Here is a 15346-nt window from a genome sequence, read left to right as displayed (position 1 = left end):
GCCCTTTCACGAGGACCGCCGGGTGGACGCGCGCAGTCCGTGGTACCAGCCGAGCACCCGGCGCTCGACGACCTGGAACACGACGGAGAGCAGGAACCCGAGCAGACCGAGGACGAGGATGCCGGTCCACATGCCGGGTATGGCGAAGCTGCGCTGGAACTGGACGACGGTGAAGCCGATGCCGTTGCTGGCCGCGAACATCTCGCTGATGACCATCAGGATGATGCCGATGGACAGGGCCTGGCGCAGGCCCGCGAAGATCTGCGGACTCGCCGAGCGCAGGACCAGGTTGCGCAGCCGGGCGACGCCCGTGATGCCGTAGGAGCGGGCCGTCTCCAGCATCACCGAGTCGACCGCGCGCACCCCCTCGACCGTGTTGAGCAGGATCGGCCAGACGCAGCCGCTCGCGATCACGACGATCTTCATGGTGTCGCCGATGCCCGCGAACAGCATGATGATCGGCACCAGCACGGGCGGCGGCACGGCCCGCAGGAACTCCAGGACCGGTTCGCACACCGCGCGCACCCGCCGGTAGGAGCCGATGAGCGTGCCGAGCGCGACGCCGACGACGGCCGCCGCCGCATAGCCGGCCGAGAGCCGGAGCAGACTCGGCCACACGTCCGTGCGCAGGCGTTCGGCCGTCCAGACGTCCGGGAAGGTGTTCAGGATCGTGCGCAGGGGAGGCCAGAAGGGGTCGGTGCTACCGTCGGACGCGGCCCACCACACGGCGACCAGGATGGCGGGCAGGGCGACCACGAACAGCAGCCGCAGCAGCAGACCCCTCACACCGCCACCTCCCCGCGCACCGACTGGTGCCACGCCAGAGCCCGCCGCTCCACCGTACGCGCGCCGACGTTGATGAGCAGCCCCAGCAGCCCGGCGACCACGACGAGCGCGTACATCTCCGGCACGGCCTGCGAGGTCTGCGCGACCGCGATCCGCGCACCCAACCCCGGTGCACCGATGACGAGTTCGGCGGTGATGGCGAGGATCAGCGCCACCGCCGCGGCGAGCCGCACGCCCGTCATGACGTACGGCAGCGCCGTCGGCCACAGCACATGGCGCACCCGGGCCCAGGTGCCGAGGCCGTACGAACGCGCCGTCTCCTCGGCGACCGGGTCGACGTCCTGGACGCCGTACAGGGTCTGGATGAGGACCTGCCAGAAGGAGGCGTAGACGACGAGTAGCAGCACCGACTTCAGTTCGGTGCCGTACAGCAGCACCGCCAGCGGGATCAGGGCGACCGAGGGGATCGGGCGCAGGAACTCGATCGTCGAGGCCGTCGCCTCGCGCAGATACGGCACGATCGAGATCACCACGCCGCAGGCGACACCCGCGCCGACCGCGATCGCGAGGCCGATCGCCCAGCCCGTCAGGGTGTCGCCGAGCGCCGTCCAGAACGCGCCGTCGGTGAGTTCGTCCCACAGGGCGGAGGCGATACGGCTGGTCGGCGGGAAGTAGGCCTCCTTGACGAGGCCGAGCCGCGGCACCGCCTCGCCCAGGGCGAGGAAGGCCGCGAGCCCGGCCGCACCGAGTGCGGCGTTCGCACCCCTCACGGCAGCAGCGCGTCCAGGTCGGGCGACTTCTTGAAGAACCCGAACTCCTCGCCCAGCTTCGCCTGCGTCTCGATGGAGGCGCGGTTCGGCTCGGCCGGCCACTTCGGCAGGGTGATATCGGCCAGGAGCGACGCCGGGACCTTCGTGTACGTGGCGACGATCTCGCGGGCCTCGTCCGGGTGGGCGTTCGCGTAGGCGAGGGACTCGGCGGTGGCCTGCTGGAACTTCTTGACCACGGCCGGATTCTTCTGCGCGTACTGCTGCGACGTGAAGTACATGCCGACGGTGAGGTCGGGCGCCACGTCGACGAACGAGGCGGCGATCTCGCGCCCGCCCTGTTGCCTGATGGTGGTGAGCGCGGGTTCCACGGCCAGGGCGGCGTCGATCTGCCCCTTGTCGAGCGCTGCGGGCATCTGGTCGAAGGGCATCTCGACGAGCTTCAGCTTGTCCGGGTCGCCACCCGCCTTCTTCACCGACTCCCGCACCGACAACTCGGCAATGTTCTTGAGGGTGTTGACGGCGACCTTCTTGCCCTCGAGGTCCTTCGCCGTCCTGATCGGGCTGTCCTTCTTCACCAGGGTGGCCACGAAGTCCTTGCCGGCGACGCCGGTCGAGGCGTTGCCGTTGGAAATCGCCTTCAGGGCCACGCCGTTGGACTGGGCGACCATCAGGGAGAACACATTGGAGAACCCGAACTGGTTCTGGCCGGAGGCCACGGCGGGCACTATGGCGGCGCCGCCCGCGGCGAACGACACCGACAGTTTCAGGCCCTGCTTCTTGTAGAAGCCCTTCTGCTGGCCCAGGAAGAGGGGGGCGACATCGACGATGGGGATGAGCCCCACCTTGACCGTGGTGGTGCCACCGGACGACGCGCTCCCGCTCGACGAATCGTCATCGGACGAGCCGCAGGCCGTCGCGGCGGACAGTAAGGCGCCGGCAGCGAGACCGGCGAGCAGACGACGCATGGCTCCTCCTGTGCAGACAACGGTGTTCCGACAGGCTGTGCGCGCACCGCACAGTAATGCCCAACTGGCGTGCAGGGAACCTAGAGCCACACATCCTGCGCGGTCAATGGCTCGGCTGACGAAATTGTTGACACTTTGGAGGAGCCTTGCGGCGGGCGCGTCAGAGGTCGAGGACGAGCCTCCCTCCGCGGCAGCGGGACACACAGATCATCATCGTCTCGCCGGCCTCCCGCTCCTCGTCGGTGAGTACCGAGTCCCGGTGGTCCGGGGTGCCTTCGAGGACGTCGGTCTCGCAGGTGCCGCAGGTGCCCTCGGTGCAGGAGAACAGCACCTCGACGCCTGCGGCGCGCACGGCGTCGAGCACGGAGACGTCCGGCGTGACCGTCACGGTGCGGCCGCTCTGCGCGAGCTCGACCTCGAACGCGCTGTTCTCGCCCACCTGTTGGGCCTTCGGGGAGAACCGCTCGACCCGCAGCCGCTCGGCCGGGCAGCGCCCCTCGACCGCGTCCAGCAGCGGCCCGGGACCGCAGCAGTAGACGAGCGTGCCGTCGGGGATGGCGTCCAGCACGGAGGCGAGGTCCAGCAGACCCGTCTCGTCCTGCGGGGCGACGGTCACCCGGTCGCCGTACCGCCCCAACTCCTCGGTGAAAGCTATGGAGTTGCGGGTACGGCCGCCGTACAGCAGCGTCCACTCGGCGCCCGCAGCCTCGGCCGCGGCCAGCATCGGCAGGATCGGGGTGATGCCGATACCGCCCGCGATGAAGCGGTAGCGAGGTGCGGACTCCAGCCGGAAGTGGTTGCGCGGCCCGCGCACCCGCAGCTTGTCGCCCGGCCCCAACTGCTCGTGCACATGGGCGGATCCGCCCCGCCCGTCCGGCTCGCGCAGCACCGCGATCCGCCACACCGAGCGGTCCGCGGGGTCACCGCACAGCGAGTACTGCCGCTCCAGCTCCGGCCCGAGCACGACGTCGACATGGGCGCCCGGCTCCCAGGCCGGCAGCTCCTCGCCGAGCGGGTGGCGCAGGGTGAGGGCGAGCACGCCGTCGGCCGCGAACTCCCTGCGGTCGACGACGAGTTCGGCTTCGTACACGCTCATGAGCTGTTTCCTTGAGACTCGTGCCCTCGCGGCTGGTGTCCTTCGGGGTGGGCGAGCATCCACTCCCACATCTCGATCGGGTCCTGGGCGCTGTGCTCGGCCCCGCAGTGACAGGTGCCGTGCAGGATGTCGGTGCCCGGCAGCCAGTCGATGCGGTAGATCTCGCCGGTGGGGCTGCTGCTCACAGGACCTTCTCCACGGGCTTGTCGCCCTCCTCGACGAGGCGGGTGAGGATGCGGCGGGCGGCCAGGCCGCCGGTGTCGATGTTGATGCTCAGCTCCTGGTAGCCGGTGCGCTCCGTGCCGAGCGTCTTCTGCAGCAGGTTGAGCGCGTCGACGTCCTGCATGACAACGGTGTGGTTGTTGCCCCTCAGGAACTCGGTGACCTCGTCATTGTCGGTCGCCCAGTCGCGGGAGACCATCCAGAAGTCGTACACCTTGCCGTCGGAGGACGGCGTGATCGCGTACGTGATCTCGGTGTGGAAGCCGTTCGGGTCGCTGCCGTCGGCCTCCGGCAGCACGCCGACCGGCGCGATGCGGCTGTGCAGCAGATACAGGCAGGGGGCGTGGTACTCGATGTCCTGCCAGCGGGTGATCCGGCCCTCGATGCCGGTGGACTTGGCGTAGAACGGCGGGCACTCGGCGTCGTCCATGTGCCGGCTGACCCGCACGATGCCCGCGCCCTCGTCGACCTCGGTGGTGATCGGCGTCTCGGCGACCTCGGGGGTGCCGATGTAGCCGCCGTGCAGATAGGTCTCGTGGGAGAGGTCGAGGAGGTTGTCGACCAACAGGCCGTAGTCGGCGTCGATGGGCTCCATGCCACGGACGGTGACCCAGCCGGGGGAGTCGAGGTGCCCGGCCCGCGGAATGGTGTCGGCGTCGGCGAGCGCCGGGTCGCCGATCCACACCCACACCAGGGAGTCCTGCTCGACCACGGGGTACGAGGCGACCCGGGCGGTGCGCGGGACGCGCTTCTGACCGGGTACGTACACGCAGGTACCCGTCGTGTCGTACGTGAACCCGTGGTACCCGCACACGAGTCGGTCGCCGTCGAGCCGGCTCGGCTTCTCGTGCAGCGGGAACCGGCGGTGCACACAGCGGTCGGCCAGCGCGACCGGGGTGCCCTCCTCCTCGGTCCGGTAGAAGACGAGGGGCTCACCGAGGATCGTCCGACCCAGCAGCTCCTCGCGCCCGACCTCATGGCTGTAGGCGGCGACGTACCACTGGTTCCTGGCGAAGGCAGTGATGTGAGGCATGGCGATCCCGTCCCTGAGAGCGGGGCGTCGTCGCCCCGCGTGCCGTGGTTGGATTCAGATTCGTGACGGGGGACACAGCCCGGCAAGGCCGCTTCCGTCAGACGGAAGGGTCGGCCGGCCGGGTGCTGCGCAGATAGGCCAGTACCGCGAGCACCCGCAGGTTCACGTGTGCCCGTTCGTGGCTTTCCGGGTGGGGCAGGCCGAGCTTCTGGGAGATCGAGGTGACGCGCTTTTCGATGGTCTTGAGGCTGTAGCTGAGCCGCCCCGCGATCGCCCCGTTGGACTGACCCTCGGCCATCAGCGCCAGGATCTGCCGCTCCACCGGGAGCAGCGGCGCCAGCGGATCCGACGTCCGGGGACGTGTGAGCACGCGCTGGACGACGTCCGGATCCACGACGACCTCGCCCGACGCCACCCGCTTGATGGCGTCGACAAGCCGGTCCGCGTCCCGCACCCGGTCCTTGACGAGATAGCCCACCGCCTGGTCGGCCGCCGTCAGCAGGCGCATCGCGTACGAGGTCTCGGCGTAGTGCGAGAGCACCAGCAGACCGACGGAGGGATGGTCGGCCCGGATCCGCTCCGCGGCCTGCAGGCCCTCGTCGCGATGGGTCGGCGGCATACGGATGTCCAGCACGGCCACATCGGGTGGATCGGCGGCGACGGCCTGCAGCACCTCGGGCAGGGAGGCGACCTCCGCGGTCACGGTGAAGCCGCGCGCGGTGAGGATCTCGGCCAGCATCTGCCGCAGCAGCCCGGAGTCCTCCGCGATCACGATCCGCATGGCAGCTCCGCGACCAGACGGGTGCCCGCACCGGGCGCACTGTCCACGCGAAGCCGTCCGTCGAGCGCGCCCACCCGGTCCTCCAGTCCCCGAAGTCCCGTGCCCCGTACGGGATCCGCGCCGCCGACGCCGTCGTCGGCGATCTCGACGAGCAGCCGGTCGGGGCCGTCCGTCACCTCGACGCGCACCTGGGACGCGTGCGCGTGCTTGTACGTGTTGGCGAGGGCCTCGGTGATGATGAAGTAGACGGCCCGTTCCAGGTGTTCGGGCCTGCGACGGTCGGGAATCTCCGCCAGCAGGGGCAACGGCGCGCGCTCCGCCAGCGCTTCGACGGCGGCCGCCAGCCCCTGTTCCGCGAGGGCCGGCGGATGGATCCCCTCGGCCAGCGCGCGCAGTTCGGCCAGGACCTCCGTCAAGTGGGCGGCGGCACGGGCGAGATCGGTCCGCTCCCAGTCGTCGTCGGCAGCTGCCGGAGTCCCCCGGGCCCGGTCCACCAGCATCGAGATGGCCAGCAGCTTGTGCTGGACGCCGTCGTGCAGATCGCGCTGGATGCGCCGCCGTTCGGCGTCGGCCGCCAGCACGACCCGGGCCCGCGAAGCACGGATCTCCGCCAACTGGGCGCGTTGCGCGGCCAGCAGCCGGGCGTTGTCCAGGGCGAGTCCGGCCGCGGCCAGCACCGTGTCGACCAGCGGCCGCTGTTCACGCAGCGCCGGATCGTGGACGACGAGCGCGAGCGGCTCGCCCCGCCGGACGACGGGCGTGACACAACGGCCGTCCCGCGGCGCGGTGTCGGCCCTCGAGCCGTCCGCGCGCACATAGCGAACACCCGGATGCTCCGGTGCCTCGGGGCGCGGGAACCACAGCTCCAGAGCGGGGTCGCCGAGCGCCTCGGCGATGGCCGCCCGTACGTCCTCCGGCTCGGCGGACTCCTCCAGTCGTACGACGAGATCGGCGACCCGCACCCGGGCCATGCGCACCCGCACCAGCCCGCCCGCCAGCGCGACCGGCGTGACGATCATGCCCACGGCGTACCCGAAGAGCGTGAGCCGCTGTACGGCGTGCGGTGCGTCGAGCATCGCCGCGACCGCGCCCGCGGCGACCACAGCGCCCAGCGCAAGCATCGTCATCCACACCGGTGCGTACGCGCGCCGCACGGGCCGCCCGGCCGTGGACCAGCGGCGCACCACAAGCGCGGCGGTCAGTACGGTCAGTGTGAACACGAGGACGCTGCCGATAGGCGCCCAGACCGAGTAGCGCGCGTGCGGATCGCCCCACATCTGCGGCTGCGGCGGGTACTCGGCCGCGTACCGCACGCCCTGGGTCACCAGCGGCATGGTGTACAGCAGGGCGACCACCCAGCGCTCGTACCGGTTGTAGAGCCGCCCGGCGGGCAGCGCCAGCACCAGATGGCCGATGGCGGCGTACGTGAGGTGGTAGCCGCAGAAGCCGATCGCGAACAGCACGGCACTGTCGCTGAGTTGAAGGTCGCCGATGTACCACGTGAAGCCGACCAGGATCATCAGCGGGCCGGTGCCGTTGGCCGGCCTGCGCAGTCGCAGCACGACCCCGCACACCACGAACGACACACCGGCCAGCTGCACCGGAAGCCACAGCCACGGCGGATAGGGCGCGACACGCCAGGTGATGACCACGGCTGCCGAGGCGACAAGAACCCCCGCCACCCCCAGCGCCACGGGGGCGAGCGACCGGCTCGGATCCCGGTCCTCCCCCCATGGCCAGGCAGTGGCGGCTGTCGGGACGACGCCTGCCGCCGGCATGCCCTCCATTGTGCCGACCGGAGGGAAAACCCGCCGCCCTTCGGAGGGTTGACCCCGCAGAGACGCAGGCGGGCCGCTGCCAGTCTGGGACTGCACCACCGCACAGCACACAGAACACCACGGGGGAGAACCAACCATGCGAGTCAAGCTCTTGATGGTCTCGGCCGGCGCCGCACTGGTCATGGCACTGACGGCCTGCGGCAGTCCGGACCCGGACAAGCCGGCCGACCCGCCCGGGATCGCACAGGACGACCCGGGCGACGGGGGAGCGGACACGTCGTACGACGAGGGGACGGGGGACGGCGATGCGCCGTACGGCGGCTCGGGGGACGCCGACTCGTCGTACGGCGTGCCCGAACAGCAGGTACCGGACGAGTCGCTGGGCGAGGAGCTCGACGACTTCTACCAGCGCCAGCAGATCGAGGACGACCTCGACGTCGACCCTCAGGGCCTCTCCGACCACATGTACGACAACTTCCAGCACAACATGGGCAATTACCAAGGCTGGTGACCGCTGCGCCGGCGGTCTCCAGGCCCGTCCCAGGTCTGGAGGCCGCCGATGCCCGCACCGCAGGCGGACGAGCCCGGACAGCCCGGCACCGCCGAACTCCTCGAACTGATCGCCCCGGCCCTGCTGCCCGGTGAAACGGTGCGGATCCGGCTCTACGGGGCGGTGGTACCCCACGCTCTCGCCGGTGCCCTGTGGGGCAGCCGGTCACGCTGGGGTACCTTCGCGCGCCGACGGTCCCGGCCGGTCTTCCTGGCGCTCACCCAGCATCGCCTCTTCCTGCTCGGCCCCGGGCCGCCGCACTCGGGTTGGGCCGACCCGGCCGGGAGCGTGCTGGTGGAGGCGTTCCGTGTCGGCAGGGGCGGGACTAGCAGGCTGCGGCTCCGACGTGTGGCCGCACCGGAGCGGCCCGTCCTGATCTGCGTCGAGGCCCGCTGGCGCACCCAAGCGGCACGCCTCGCCGCCGAGTTGCCGTCCGCGACCCCCTTCACCCTGCCGGACTGAGTCGCGCCGCACCTCACGTACCGACGACTTTCACACAGACGCCACCAGACCCTTCCCTGACGTTTGGTGCTCTTGGAACACTCGCTCCGCGCGCAATCCGTCACATCCGGCCGGCCGAACACCCTCAAGGCGAGAGGTCCTTCACCCATGCCCGAAGTCAACCGGCGCCGATTCCTGCAGGTCGCGGGCGCGACCACAGCCTTCACGGCACTGTCCAACAGCATCCAGCGTGCCGCCGCGCTGCCGGCGAACCACCGCACGGGGTCCATCGAGGACGTCGAGCACATCGTCGTCCTGATGCAGGAAAACCGTTCCTTCGACCACTACTTCGGCACACTCAGAGGCGTCCGCGGCTACGGCGACCCGCGCCCGGTGACCTGGCCGAACGGCAAGGCCGTCTGGCACCAGACGGACGCGAACGGCAAGGAGATCCTGCCCTTCCACCCCGACGCCGACGACCTGGGCATGGCGTTCCTCCAGGACCTCCCGCACGGCTGGAACGACGGACATGCCGCCTTCAACGGGGGCAAGTACGACAAGTGGGTCCCGTCCAAGGGGTCCACGACGATGGCGTACCTGACCCGTGACGACATCCCGTTCCACTACGCGCTCGCCGACTCCTTCACCATTTGCGACGCCTACCACTGTTCGTTCATCGGCTCGACCGACCCGAACCGCTACTACATGTGGACGGGCTACACGGGCAACGACGGTCAGGGCGGCGGCCCGGTCCTCGGCAACGACGAGGCGGGCTACGGCTGGACGACCTACCCCGAGCGGCTGGAGAAGGCCGGCGTCTCCTGGAAGATCTACCAGGACGTCGGCGACGGCCTCGACGCAGGCGGCTCCTGGGGCTGGATCCAGGACGCCTACCGCGGCAACTACGGCGACAACTCGCTGCTGTACTTCAACCAGTACCGCAATGCCCAGCCCGGCGACCCGCTGTACGACAAGGCCCGCACCGGCACAGACGCCCGCAAGGGCGAGGGCTTCTTCGACCAGCTGAAGGCGGACGTCAAGGGCGGCAAGCTGCCGCAGATCTCCTGGATCGTCGCCCCCGAGGCCTTCACCGAGCACCCCAACTGGCCCGCCAACTACGGTGCCTGGTACATCGCCCAGGTCCTCGACGCGCTCACCTCCTCGCCCGAGGTGTGGGCGAAGACGGCCCTGTTCGTCACGTACGACGAGAACGACGGCTTCTTCGACCACCTGGTCCCGCCGTTCCCGGCCGGCTCCGCGGCGCAGGGCAAGTCCACGGTCGACCCCGCCCTCGACCTGTTCAAGGGCGACAGCAGCCACCCGGCCGGTCCCTACGGACTCGGTCAGCGCGTGCCGATGCTCGTCGTCTCGCCCTGGAGCAAGGGCGGTTACGTCTGCTCCGAGACGCTCGACCACACCTCGATCATCCGGTTCATGGAGCACCGCTTCGGCGTGCACGAGCCGAACATCTCGCCCTGGCGGCGCGCCGTCTGCGGCGACCTGACCTCCGCGTTCGACTTCTCCCACAAGGACACCAAGCCGGTCGCCCTGCCCGGCACCGACGGCTACCAGCCGCCGGACCACAACCGCCATCCCGACTATGTGCCGACCCCGCCGGCGAGCGGTGTCCTGCCCAAGCAGGAGCGCGGACTGCGCCCGGCGCGGCCCCTCAAGTACGCGCCGTACGTGGACGGTTCGGCGGACACGGCCGCCGGGAAGTTCACGCTCACCTTCGCCTCGGGGGCGAAGGCCGGCGCCGCCTTCCTGGTGACCTCCGGCAACCGCACCGACGGGCCGTGGAGTTACACCACCGAGGCCGGCAAGACCGTCGCCGACACCTGGAACTCGGCGTACTCGAAGGGCTCGTACGACCTGGCCGTGCACGGCCCGAACGGCTTCCTGCGCGTCTTCAAGGGCAACAACAAGACCGCCGGGCCCGAGGTCACCGCCCGCCACAGCGGCGACGACATCGAGCTGACCTTCACCAACAAGGGCTCGGGCACGGCCCGTCTGAAGGTGTCCGGCGGCTACGGATGCAAGCCGCAGACCATCACGGTCCGCCCCGGCGCCACCGTCAGGCACACCGTCGACCTCGCCGCGAGCCGGCGCTGGTACGACCTCACCGTCACCTCCGAGGCCGATGCGGCGTTCCAGCGGCGATTCGCCGGACATGTCGAGAACGGGCGGCCCGGGGTGAGCGACCCGGCGATCATCTCCCGGTGAAATGGGGAGTAAATCCTGGTGAATACCGTGTCGCAGGGGGTGGTCAGGGGTTGGTGGGGCCAGGGTAGTGTGCCCCGGTGACCACGCAATCGAACACACCTGCAGGCTGGTACCCGGATCCGCACGGAGCGCCCCAGACCCTCCGCTACTGGGACGGCACCCAGTGGACCCAGCACACCAACCCGGACCAGCAGCAGGCGCAGGCTGCCCAGCAGCAAGTACCGCAGCACGTCCCGCAGCAGGCCGCGGGACCCGACCTGCGGGTTCAGCGTCAGGTGCAGCAGGAGGCCGGGGTCGCCGCGGGCGGCCCCGGCGGCGGCACCCTGTTCAGCGAGCCGGTCCTGGTGGTCAACCAGAAGGCCAAGCTGATCGAGGTGACCAACGAGTACAAGGTCATGGATCAGAACGGCAACCAGATCGGCTCGGTCACCGAGGTCGGGCAGAGCGCGCTGAAGAAGGTGCTGCGCTTCCTCTCCAGCCTCGACCAGTTCATGACGCACAAGCTGGAGATCCGCGACGCCTACGGTCAGCCCCAGTTGCTGCTGACCCGGCCCGCGAAGTTCTTCAAGTCCCGGGTGATCGTGTCCCGTCCGGACGGCTCGCCCGTCGGCGAGATCGTCCAGGAGAACATGATCGGGAAGATCAACTTCGCGATGAACGTGAACGGCCAGAAGGTCGGCGCGATCAAGGCGGAGAACTGGCGGGCCTGGAACTTCGCCATCGTGGACCACGCCGAGAACGAGGTCGCCCGGATCACCAAGACCTGGGAAGGCCTCGCCAAGACGATGTTCACCACCGCGGACAACTACGTCCTGCAGATCCACTACCAGTTGCCCGAGCCGCTGCTGAGCCTCGTCGTCGCGACGGCCCTGACCGTCGACACGGCACTCAAGCAGGACTCGCGCGGCCTCGGCTGACCCTCGGGGTCCGACCGTCACAGCGCCGTGAGGTGCCCCGGCTCCGGCTGTCGGGGCACCAACGGGTTTTCCAGCAGCGCCGTTTCGGGCTCCAGAGCCAGTACGGCCGCCACCGGGTGCTCCTCGTCCACGAGGGCCACCTCGGGCGTCGCCCGGGTCAGCAGCACCACGCCCCAGGACGCCAGTCCCGCTCCCGCGAGCGCGAGGAGCACGCCGGCCGCCCCGCCCTGCAGCCGCTCGCCGAGCAGTGTGAGTCCGATCACCGCGGCGGCCATCGGGTTGGCCAGGGTCACCATGGCGAGCGGTGCGCCCAGGCCGCCCTGGTAGGCGGTCTGCGACAGCAGCAGTCCGCCCGTCGCGAAGGCCGCGACCAGCAGTGCCACGCCGATCACCTGCCAGCTCAGCAGCGAGCCGGAGCGGTCCGTCGCGGCCACCGTCACGGTCTGCGTGAGCGCCGAGGCGACACCGGAGGCGAAGCCGGACGCGCTCGCGTGCCGCAGCCCCGGCCGGGCTCCGGGCCGGGCCAGCATGCCGATCAGCGTCGCGGTCACGCCCGCGACCGCCAGCGCCTGGGGTGCGCTCAGCACCGTCTCGGGCGCGTGCCCGGACGCCGTGACGAGGATCGCGGACAGGCCGAGCAGTGTGAGTGCGGTGCCCCGCCACTCGACCGCGCTGACCTTCCGCCCGGCGATCCGCGCCCCCATGGGCACCGCCGCGACCAGGGTGAGCGCACCGAGCGGCTGCACCACGGTCAGCGGACCGTACTTGAGGGCGACGACGTGCAGCAGCGCGGCGGACGCGTTGAGCAGGACCGACCCCCACCAGGCGCCCGCCTTCAGCATGTGCGCCAGGCCCGAGCCGGGGTTGCGGGAGGCCAGCCGCTCCTGGGCGACCGCGGCGGCCGCGTAGGCCACGGCGGAGAACAGGGACAGGGCGACGGCGAGAAGGGTGGCGCTCATCGGCCCGCTCCTACCAGGACGTTGTCTTCGGCGACGGGGGCGAGCTGCTCGCTGCCGCGCCCGGCGGTGGTGACCGTGCGGTGCGGCCGGTGGATCAGGGCGAGGGCGGCGCCGAGCATGGCGGTCGCCACGATCGCGTCGAGCCAGTAGTGGTTCGCCGTGCCCACGATGACCAGCAGCGTCACCAGCGGGTGCAGCAGCCACAGCCAGCGCCAGCGGGAGCGCGTCGCCGCGATCAGGCCGATCGCCACCATCAGGGCCCAGCCGAAGTGCAGCGACGGCATCGCCGCGAACTGGTTCGAGAGGTGGTCCGAGGACGGCGGCCCGTAGACCGACGGGCCGTACACGTGCGCCGTGTCGACGAGCCCCGTGGCGGCCAGCATCCGCGGCGGCGCCAGCGGGAGGACGAAGGGCAGCACCAGGGCCGCGGAGGTGACCATGGCGAGAACCCTGCGGGCCCACACGTAGTGCGCGGGGCGCCGCAGGTAGAGCCAGACCAGGAAGGCCGCGGTGGCCGGGAAGTGCACCGTCGCGTAGTAGGTGTTCGCGATGTGCACGAGCATGTCGCTGTGCAGCAGCACCGACTGCACCGAGCCCTCGCCGGGCAGATGGAGCGTCCGTTCCAGGTCCCACACACGGTGCGCGTTGTGCAGCGCCTCCCCGGTGTGGCCCGTCGCCAGTTGGCGGCCGAACTTGTAGACGAGGAAGAGCCCTGCGACGAGCAGGAGCTCACGGACGACCGGAGGCCGCGCTATCGCGCCGGTCTCCCCTTCTGCTGTTGCAGGCTCGGTGCGGGCATTCATCCCCCGGCCCCTTCGCTGACGTGGTGCTTGTGCTGGTGCGAGTGATGACTCGGGCCGTGGCCCGAACTCATCGGTACGCGTCCGTCCCGAAACGAAAGCGTTCCGATACGGCAGTGTACCGATACGCCGACGTTCCGGTACACTGGCGTATCGATTGAGGTACGACACACTGGAAGCCGGGAATAAAGCGCGAATAAAGCCGGCACTCGGAGTGAGGGAGAAGAGCAGATGACGTCGCAGGCCGCGGACGGACCGGAGACGGTCGCCGCCTCGCGCCGCTCCAAACTCACGCGCGAGCGTGAGCAGGAGTTCTTCGACGCCGTGCTCGAGCAGATCCGCGAATGCGGATACGAGGCCGTCACCATGGAGGGAATCGCCGCCAGCACCCGCTGCAGCAAGTCCACGCTGTACCGGCAGTGGAAGACGAAACCCCAGTTCGTGGTGGCCGCCCTGCGCTCCCGCCGCAAGGCCCGCTTCGGTGGCATCGACACCGGATCGCTCGCGGACGACCTGCGTGAGGCGGCACGCGCGGTGGGCCGGTGGTCGACGAACGACACCAAGCTGCTGCAGGCCCTCGGGCACGCCGTCACCCAGGACGTGGAGCTCGCGAAGGCGCTGCGGGAGGCGCTGGTCGACCCGGAGATCGCCGCACTGAAGGAGATCCTGCGCCGCGGGGTCGAGCGCGGCGAGATCGTCGCCGACCATCCGGCGCTGGAGTACATCCCGGCGCAGATGTTCGGCGTCGTACGCGCCCGCCCCGTCGTGGACGGCGAGTACGCAGACCCGGACTACCTGGTCCGTTTCGTGGAGGCCGCCGTGCTGCCGGCACTCGGTCTCAGCTGAGAATCAGGCCGCCGTCCATGGGATGACTGGACGGTGACCTGCTCGCGCCGCACCGTGGGGACGGGGGCGGCGCGCACCCCCCGGCCGGGTGGGGCTCCTCTTGAGCGGAGAGGCGCCCCACCCGGCCGACAGGTGTTCAGACCTTCTGGCCGTTGCCGCTGCCGGTCGACACCTTGATGCCCTGGGTGATCGTGTCGATGATCGACTGCTTCTCGCCGACGTCGACGCCGAAGCGGACCACGACGATCTGCGAGGACTCGGCGGGGGACGGGAAGGCGAGCGACTCGACATAGCCATCGGCGCCCTTGCTGGTGATCGCCTTCCAGCGGACCAGGTAGCCCTTCTGCCCGGCGACGGTCACCGCCTTGGAGTCCAGCACCTGGTGCGAGGTGATCGAGCCGTATGTCTTGCCGCCGTAGGACTGCTCGGCGTTCGCCTCGATGTCGGCCTTCGCGACCGCCTCGGCCGTGCTGCCCGCAGTCTTGAGGACCGCGGCCAGGGTCGACGATGCGCCGCCCTTGGTGCAGGTCTGGGAGGTGTCGCCCGGGCACTTGTAGGAGTCGTTGGACGTGACCTGCGCGCCCGCCGCGTACTCCTGGCCGTACCAGTCCTGCGGGATCGGGATGCTGATCCCGGACAGTGCGTCCGTCACCGAACCGCTCTCGATCTTCGGCGCCTCGGACTGGCCGGGAGCGGGCGACTGGGAGCCGCCCGAGCCCCCGGATCCACCGGACCCGCCGTTGCCGCCGGGACCGCCCTGACCGCCGCCCGAGCCGCCGGGACCGCCCTGGCCGCCGGTGCCGCCCGGCCCCTGCTGCGAGGTGGCGTTGCCGCCCGAACTGTCGTTGCCCGCCAGCGCGTACACACCCACACCGATGCACGCGAGGACGACCACCGCCGTGCCGACGGCGATGCCCGTGCGCAGACCGCGCCGCGGAGCGGCCGGCGGCTGGGCGGGAAACCCCGGGTACGTCGGATAGGCCGCATACGCCGGGTCGGCCGGACCGGCCCCGGCGGTCGGCGCCTGCGCCGGGGGACCCCATACGGCGGCCGAGCCCGCGGGACGGGTCTGCTCCGTCCATGCCTTGCCGTCCCACCAGCGCTCGGTGGCGGGACCCTCACTTGTCTGCCCGGGGTCGGGATACCACCCGGGAGGAGTCACCTGCGTCATGCCCCCAC

16 protein-coding genes are annotated in these 15346 nt (G+C 70.5%); 5 read left to right on the top strand and 11 right to left on the bottom strand.

From position 1 onward, the window contains the following. Positions 1-6: 6 nt before the first annotated feature. The 8 genes from ACFY1L_RS03045 to ACFY1L_RS03010 all read right to left on the bottom strand — a co-directional run bounded on the left by ACFY1L_RS03045 (position 7) and on the right by ACFY1L_RS03010 (position 7431). Positions 7-786 carry an ABC transporter permease gene (locus ACFY1L_RS03045; protein ID WP_388817241.1) on the bottom strand — a complete coding sequence of 260 codons (780 nt, stop codon included), beginning with the start codon at positions 784-786 and terminating at the stop codon, positions 7-9. Further along, a complete protein-coding gene (locus ACFY1L_RS03040; protein WP_388817238.1) occupies positions 783-1556 on the bottom strand; it encodes an ABC transporter permease in 774 nt (257 codons plus the stop codon). Before ACFY1L_RS03040 ends, ACFY1L_RS03045 begins: the two co-directional genes overlap by 4 nt. Continuing rightward, on the bottom strand, positions 1553-2521 hold the full coding sequence (locus ACFY1L_RS03035; protein ID WP_388817235.1) for an ABC transporter substrate-binding protein: 969 nt from the start codon (positions 2519-2521) through the stop codon (positions 1553-1555). The genes ACFY1L_RS03040 and ACFY1L_RS03035 overlap by 4 nt, the downstream gene beginning before the upstream one ends. A gap of 160 nt (positions 2522-2681) precedes the next feature. Next, complete coding sequence (locus tag ACFY1L_RS03030; protein ID WP_388817232.1) at positions 2682-3617, bottom strand: PDR/VanB family oxidoreductase; 936 nt, start codon at positions 3615-3617, stop codon at positions 2682-2684. Further along, positions 3614-3802 carry a hypothetical protein gene (locus tag ACFY1L_RS03025; protein ID WP_361269603.1) on the bottom strand — a complete coding sequence of 63 codons (189 nt, stop codon included), beginning with the start codon at positions 3800-3802 and terminating at the stop codon, positions 3614-3616. Before ACFY1L_RS03025 ends, ACFY1L_RS03030 begins: the two co-directional genes overlap by 4 nt. Continuing rightward, positions 3799-4872, bottom strand: a complete 1074-nt coding sequence (locus ACFY1L_RS03020; protein ID WP_388817229.1) for a Rieske 2Fe-2S domain-containing protein — start codon at positions 4870-4872, stop codon at positions 3799-3801. Before ACFY1L_RS03020 ends, ACFY1L_RS03025 begins: the two co-directional genes overlap by 4 nt. 97 nt (positions 4873-4969) lie before the next feature. Further along, positions 4970-5653, bottom strand: a complete 684-nt coding sequence (locus tag ACFY1L_RS03015) for a response regulator (RefSeq protein WP_388817226.1) — start codon at positions 5651-5653, stop codon at positions 4970-4972. Continuing rightward, positions 5641-7431: a sensor histidine kinase gene (locus ACFY1L_RS03010; RefSeq protein ID WP_388817223.1), complete on the bottom strand. Its 1791-nt coding sequence runs from the start codon at positions 7429-7431 to the stop codon at positions 5641-5643. The genes ACFY1L_RS03015 and ACFY1L_RS03010 overlap by 13 nt, the downstream gene beginning before the upstream one ends. 136 nt (positions 7432-7567) lie before the next feature. On the opposite strand from ACFY1L_RS03010, the gene ACFY1L_RS03005 reads away from it, so the two are divergent. From ACFY1L_RS03005 to ACFY1L_RS02990, 4 genes are all read left to right on the top strand, one after another. Then, positions 7568-7942 (top strand): hypothetical protein, encoded by a 375-nt coding sequence (locus tag ACFY1L_RS03005; protein ID WP_388817221.1) that lies wholly within the window; start codon positions 7568-7570, stop codon positions 7940-7942. 48 nt (positions 7943-7990) lie between these two features. After that, entirely contained in the window at positions 7991-8443 is a 453-nt protein-coding gene (locus ACFY1L_RS03000) for a hypothetical protein (RefSeq protein ID WP_388817218.1), read from the top strand. Positions 8444-8590: 147 nt separating this feature from the next. Next, positions 8591-10645, top strand: coding sequence for a phosphocholine-specific phospholipase C (locus ACFY1L_RS02995; protein WP_388817215.1), 2055 nt, complete (start codon positions 8591-8593; stop codon positions 10643-10645). Between the two features lie 77 nt (positions 10646-10722). Then, complete coding sequence (locus tag ACFY1L_RS02990; RefSeq protein WP_388817212.1) at positions 10723-11562, top strand: phospholipid scramblase-related protein; 840 nt, start codon at positions 10723-10725, stop codon at positions 11560-11562. Between the two features lie 17 nt (positions 11563-11579). Here the strand turns inward: ACFY1L_RS02990 and ACFY1L_RS02985 are convergent, their stop codons facing one another. Together ACFY1L_RS02985 and ACFY1L_RS02980 are read right to left on the bottom strand one after the other, a co-directional pair. Further along, positions 11580-12521: a hypothetical protein gene (locus ACFY1L_RS02985; protein ID WP_388817209.1), complete on the bottom strand. Its 942-nt coding sequence runs from the start codon at positions 12519-12521 to the stop codon at positions 11580-11582. After that, a complete protein-coding gene (locus tag ACFY1L_RS02980; RefSeq protein ID WP_388817206.1) occupies positions 12518-13324 on the bottom strand; it encodes a phosphatase PAP2 family protein in 807 nt (268 codons plus the stop codon). The genes ACFY1L_RS02985 and ACFY1L_RS02980 overlap by 4 nt, the downstream gene beginning before the upstream one ends. Positions 13325-13552: 228 nt before the next feature. On the opposite strand from ACFY1L_RS02980, the gene ACFY1L_RS02975 reads away from it, so the two are divergent. Next, positions 13553-14167 carry a TetR/AcrR family transcriptional regulator gene (locus tag ACFY1L_RS02975; RefSeq protein WP_388817203.1) on the top strand — a complete coding sequence of 205 codons (615 nt, stop codon included), beginning with the start codon at positions 13553-13555 and terminating at the stop codon, positions 14165-14167. 136 nt (positions 14168-14303) lie between these two features. Here ACFY1L_RS02975 and ACFY1L_RS02970 read toward each other — a convergent pair whose 3' ends face one another. Then, positions 14304-15338 (bottom strand): DUF2510 domain-containing protein, encoded by a 1035-nt coding sequence (locus ACFY1L_RS02970; protein WP_388817200.1) that lies wholly within the window; start codon positions 15336-15338, stop codon positions 14304-14306. Between the last annotated feature and the right edge of the window lie 8 nt (positions 15339-15346).

Origin of the sequence: Streptomyces sp. NPDC001663, from assembly GCF_042893105.1 — a bacterium.
Taxonomy (GTDB): Bacteria; Actinomycetota; Actinomycetes; order Streptomycetales; family Streptomycetaceae; genus Streptomyces.
Note: the sequence above shows the minus strand (reverse complement) of the source record. Positions and strands in the feature narration are given on the sequence as shown.

Excerpts from the sequence above, each read along its gene's own strand:
- ACFY1L_RS02980 (WP_388817206.1), bottom strand. The coding sequence starts at position 13,324 with ATGAATGCCCGCACCGAGCCTGCAACAGCAGAAGGGGAGACCGGCGCG.
- ACFY1L_RS03035 (WP_388817235.1), bottom strand. The coding sequence starts at position 2,521 with ATGCGTCGTCTGCTCGCCGGTCTCGCTGCCGGCGCCTTACTGTCCGCC.
- ACFY1L_RS02975 (WP_388817203.1), top strand. The coding sequence starts at position 13,553 with ATGACGTCGCAGGCCGCGGACGGACCGGAGACGGTCGCCGCCTCGCGC.
- ACFY1L_RS02995 (WP_388817215.1), top strand. The coding sequence starts at position 8,591 with ATGCCCGAAGTCAACCGGCGCCGATTCCTGCAGGTCGCGGGCGCGACC.
- ACFY1L_RS03015 (WP_388817226.1), bottom strand. The coding sequence starts at position 5,653 with ATGCGGATCGTGATCGCGGAGGACTCCGGGCTGCTGCGGCAGATGCTG.
- ACFY1L_RS03010 (WP_388817223.1), bottom strand. The coding sequence starts at position 7,431 with ATGCCGGCGGCAGGCGTCGTCCCGACAGCCGCCACTGCCTGGCCATGG.
- ACFY1L_RS03020 (WP_388817229.1), bottom strand. The coding sequence starts at position 4,872 with ATGCCTCACATCACTGCCTTCGCCAGGAACCAGTGGTACGTCGCCGCC.
- ACFY1L_RS03000 (WP_388817218.1), top strand. The coding sequence starts at position 7,991 with ATGCCCGCACCGCAGGCGGACGAGCCCGGACAGCCCGGCACCGCCGAA.
- ACFY1L_RS02970 (WP_388817200.1), bottom strand. The coding sequence starts at position 15,338 with ATGACGCAGGTGACTCCTCCCGGGTGGTATCCCGACCCCGGGCAGACA.
- ACFY1L_RS03030 (WP_388817232.1), bottom strand. The coding sequence starts at position 3,617 with ATGAGCGTGTACGAAGCCGAACTCGTCGTCGACCGCAGGGAGTTCGCG.
- ACFY1L_RS02985 (WP_388817209.1), bottom strand. The coding sequence starts at position 12,521 with ATGAGCGCCACCCTTCTCGCCGTCGCCCTGTCCCTGTTCTCCGCCGTG.
- ACFY1L_RS03005 (WP_388817221.1), top strand. The coding sequence starts at position 7,568 with ATGCGAGTCAAGCTCTTGATGGTCTCGGCCGGCGCCGCACTGGTCATG.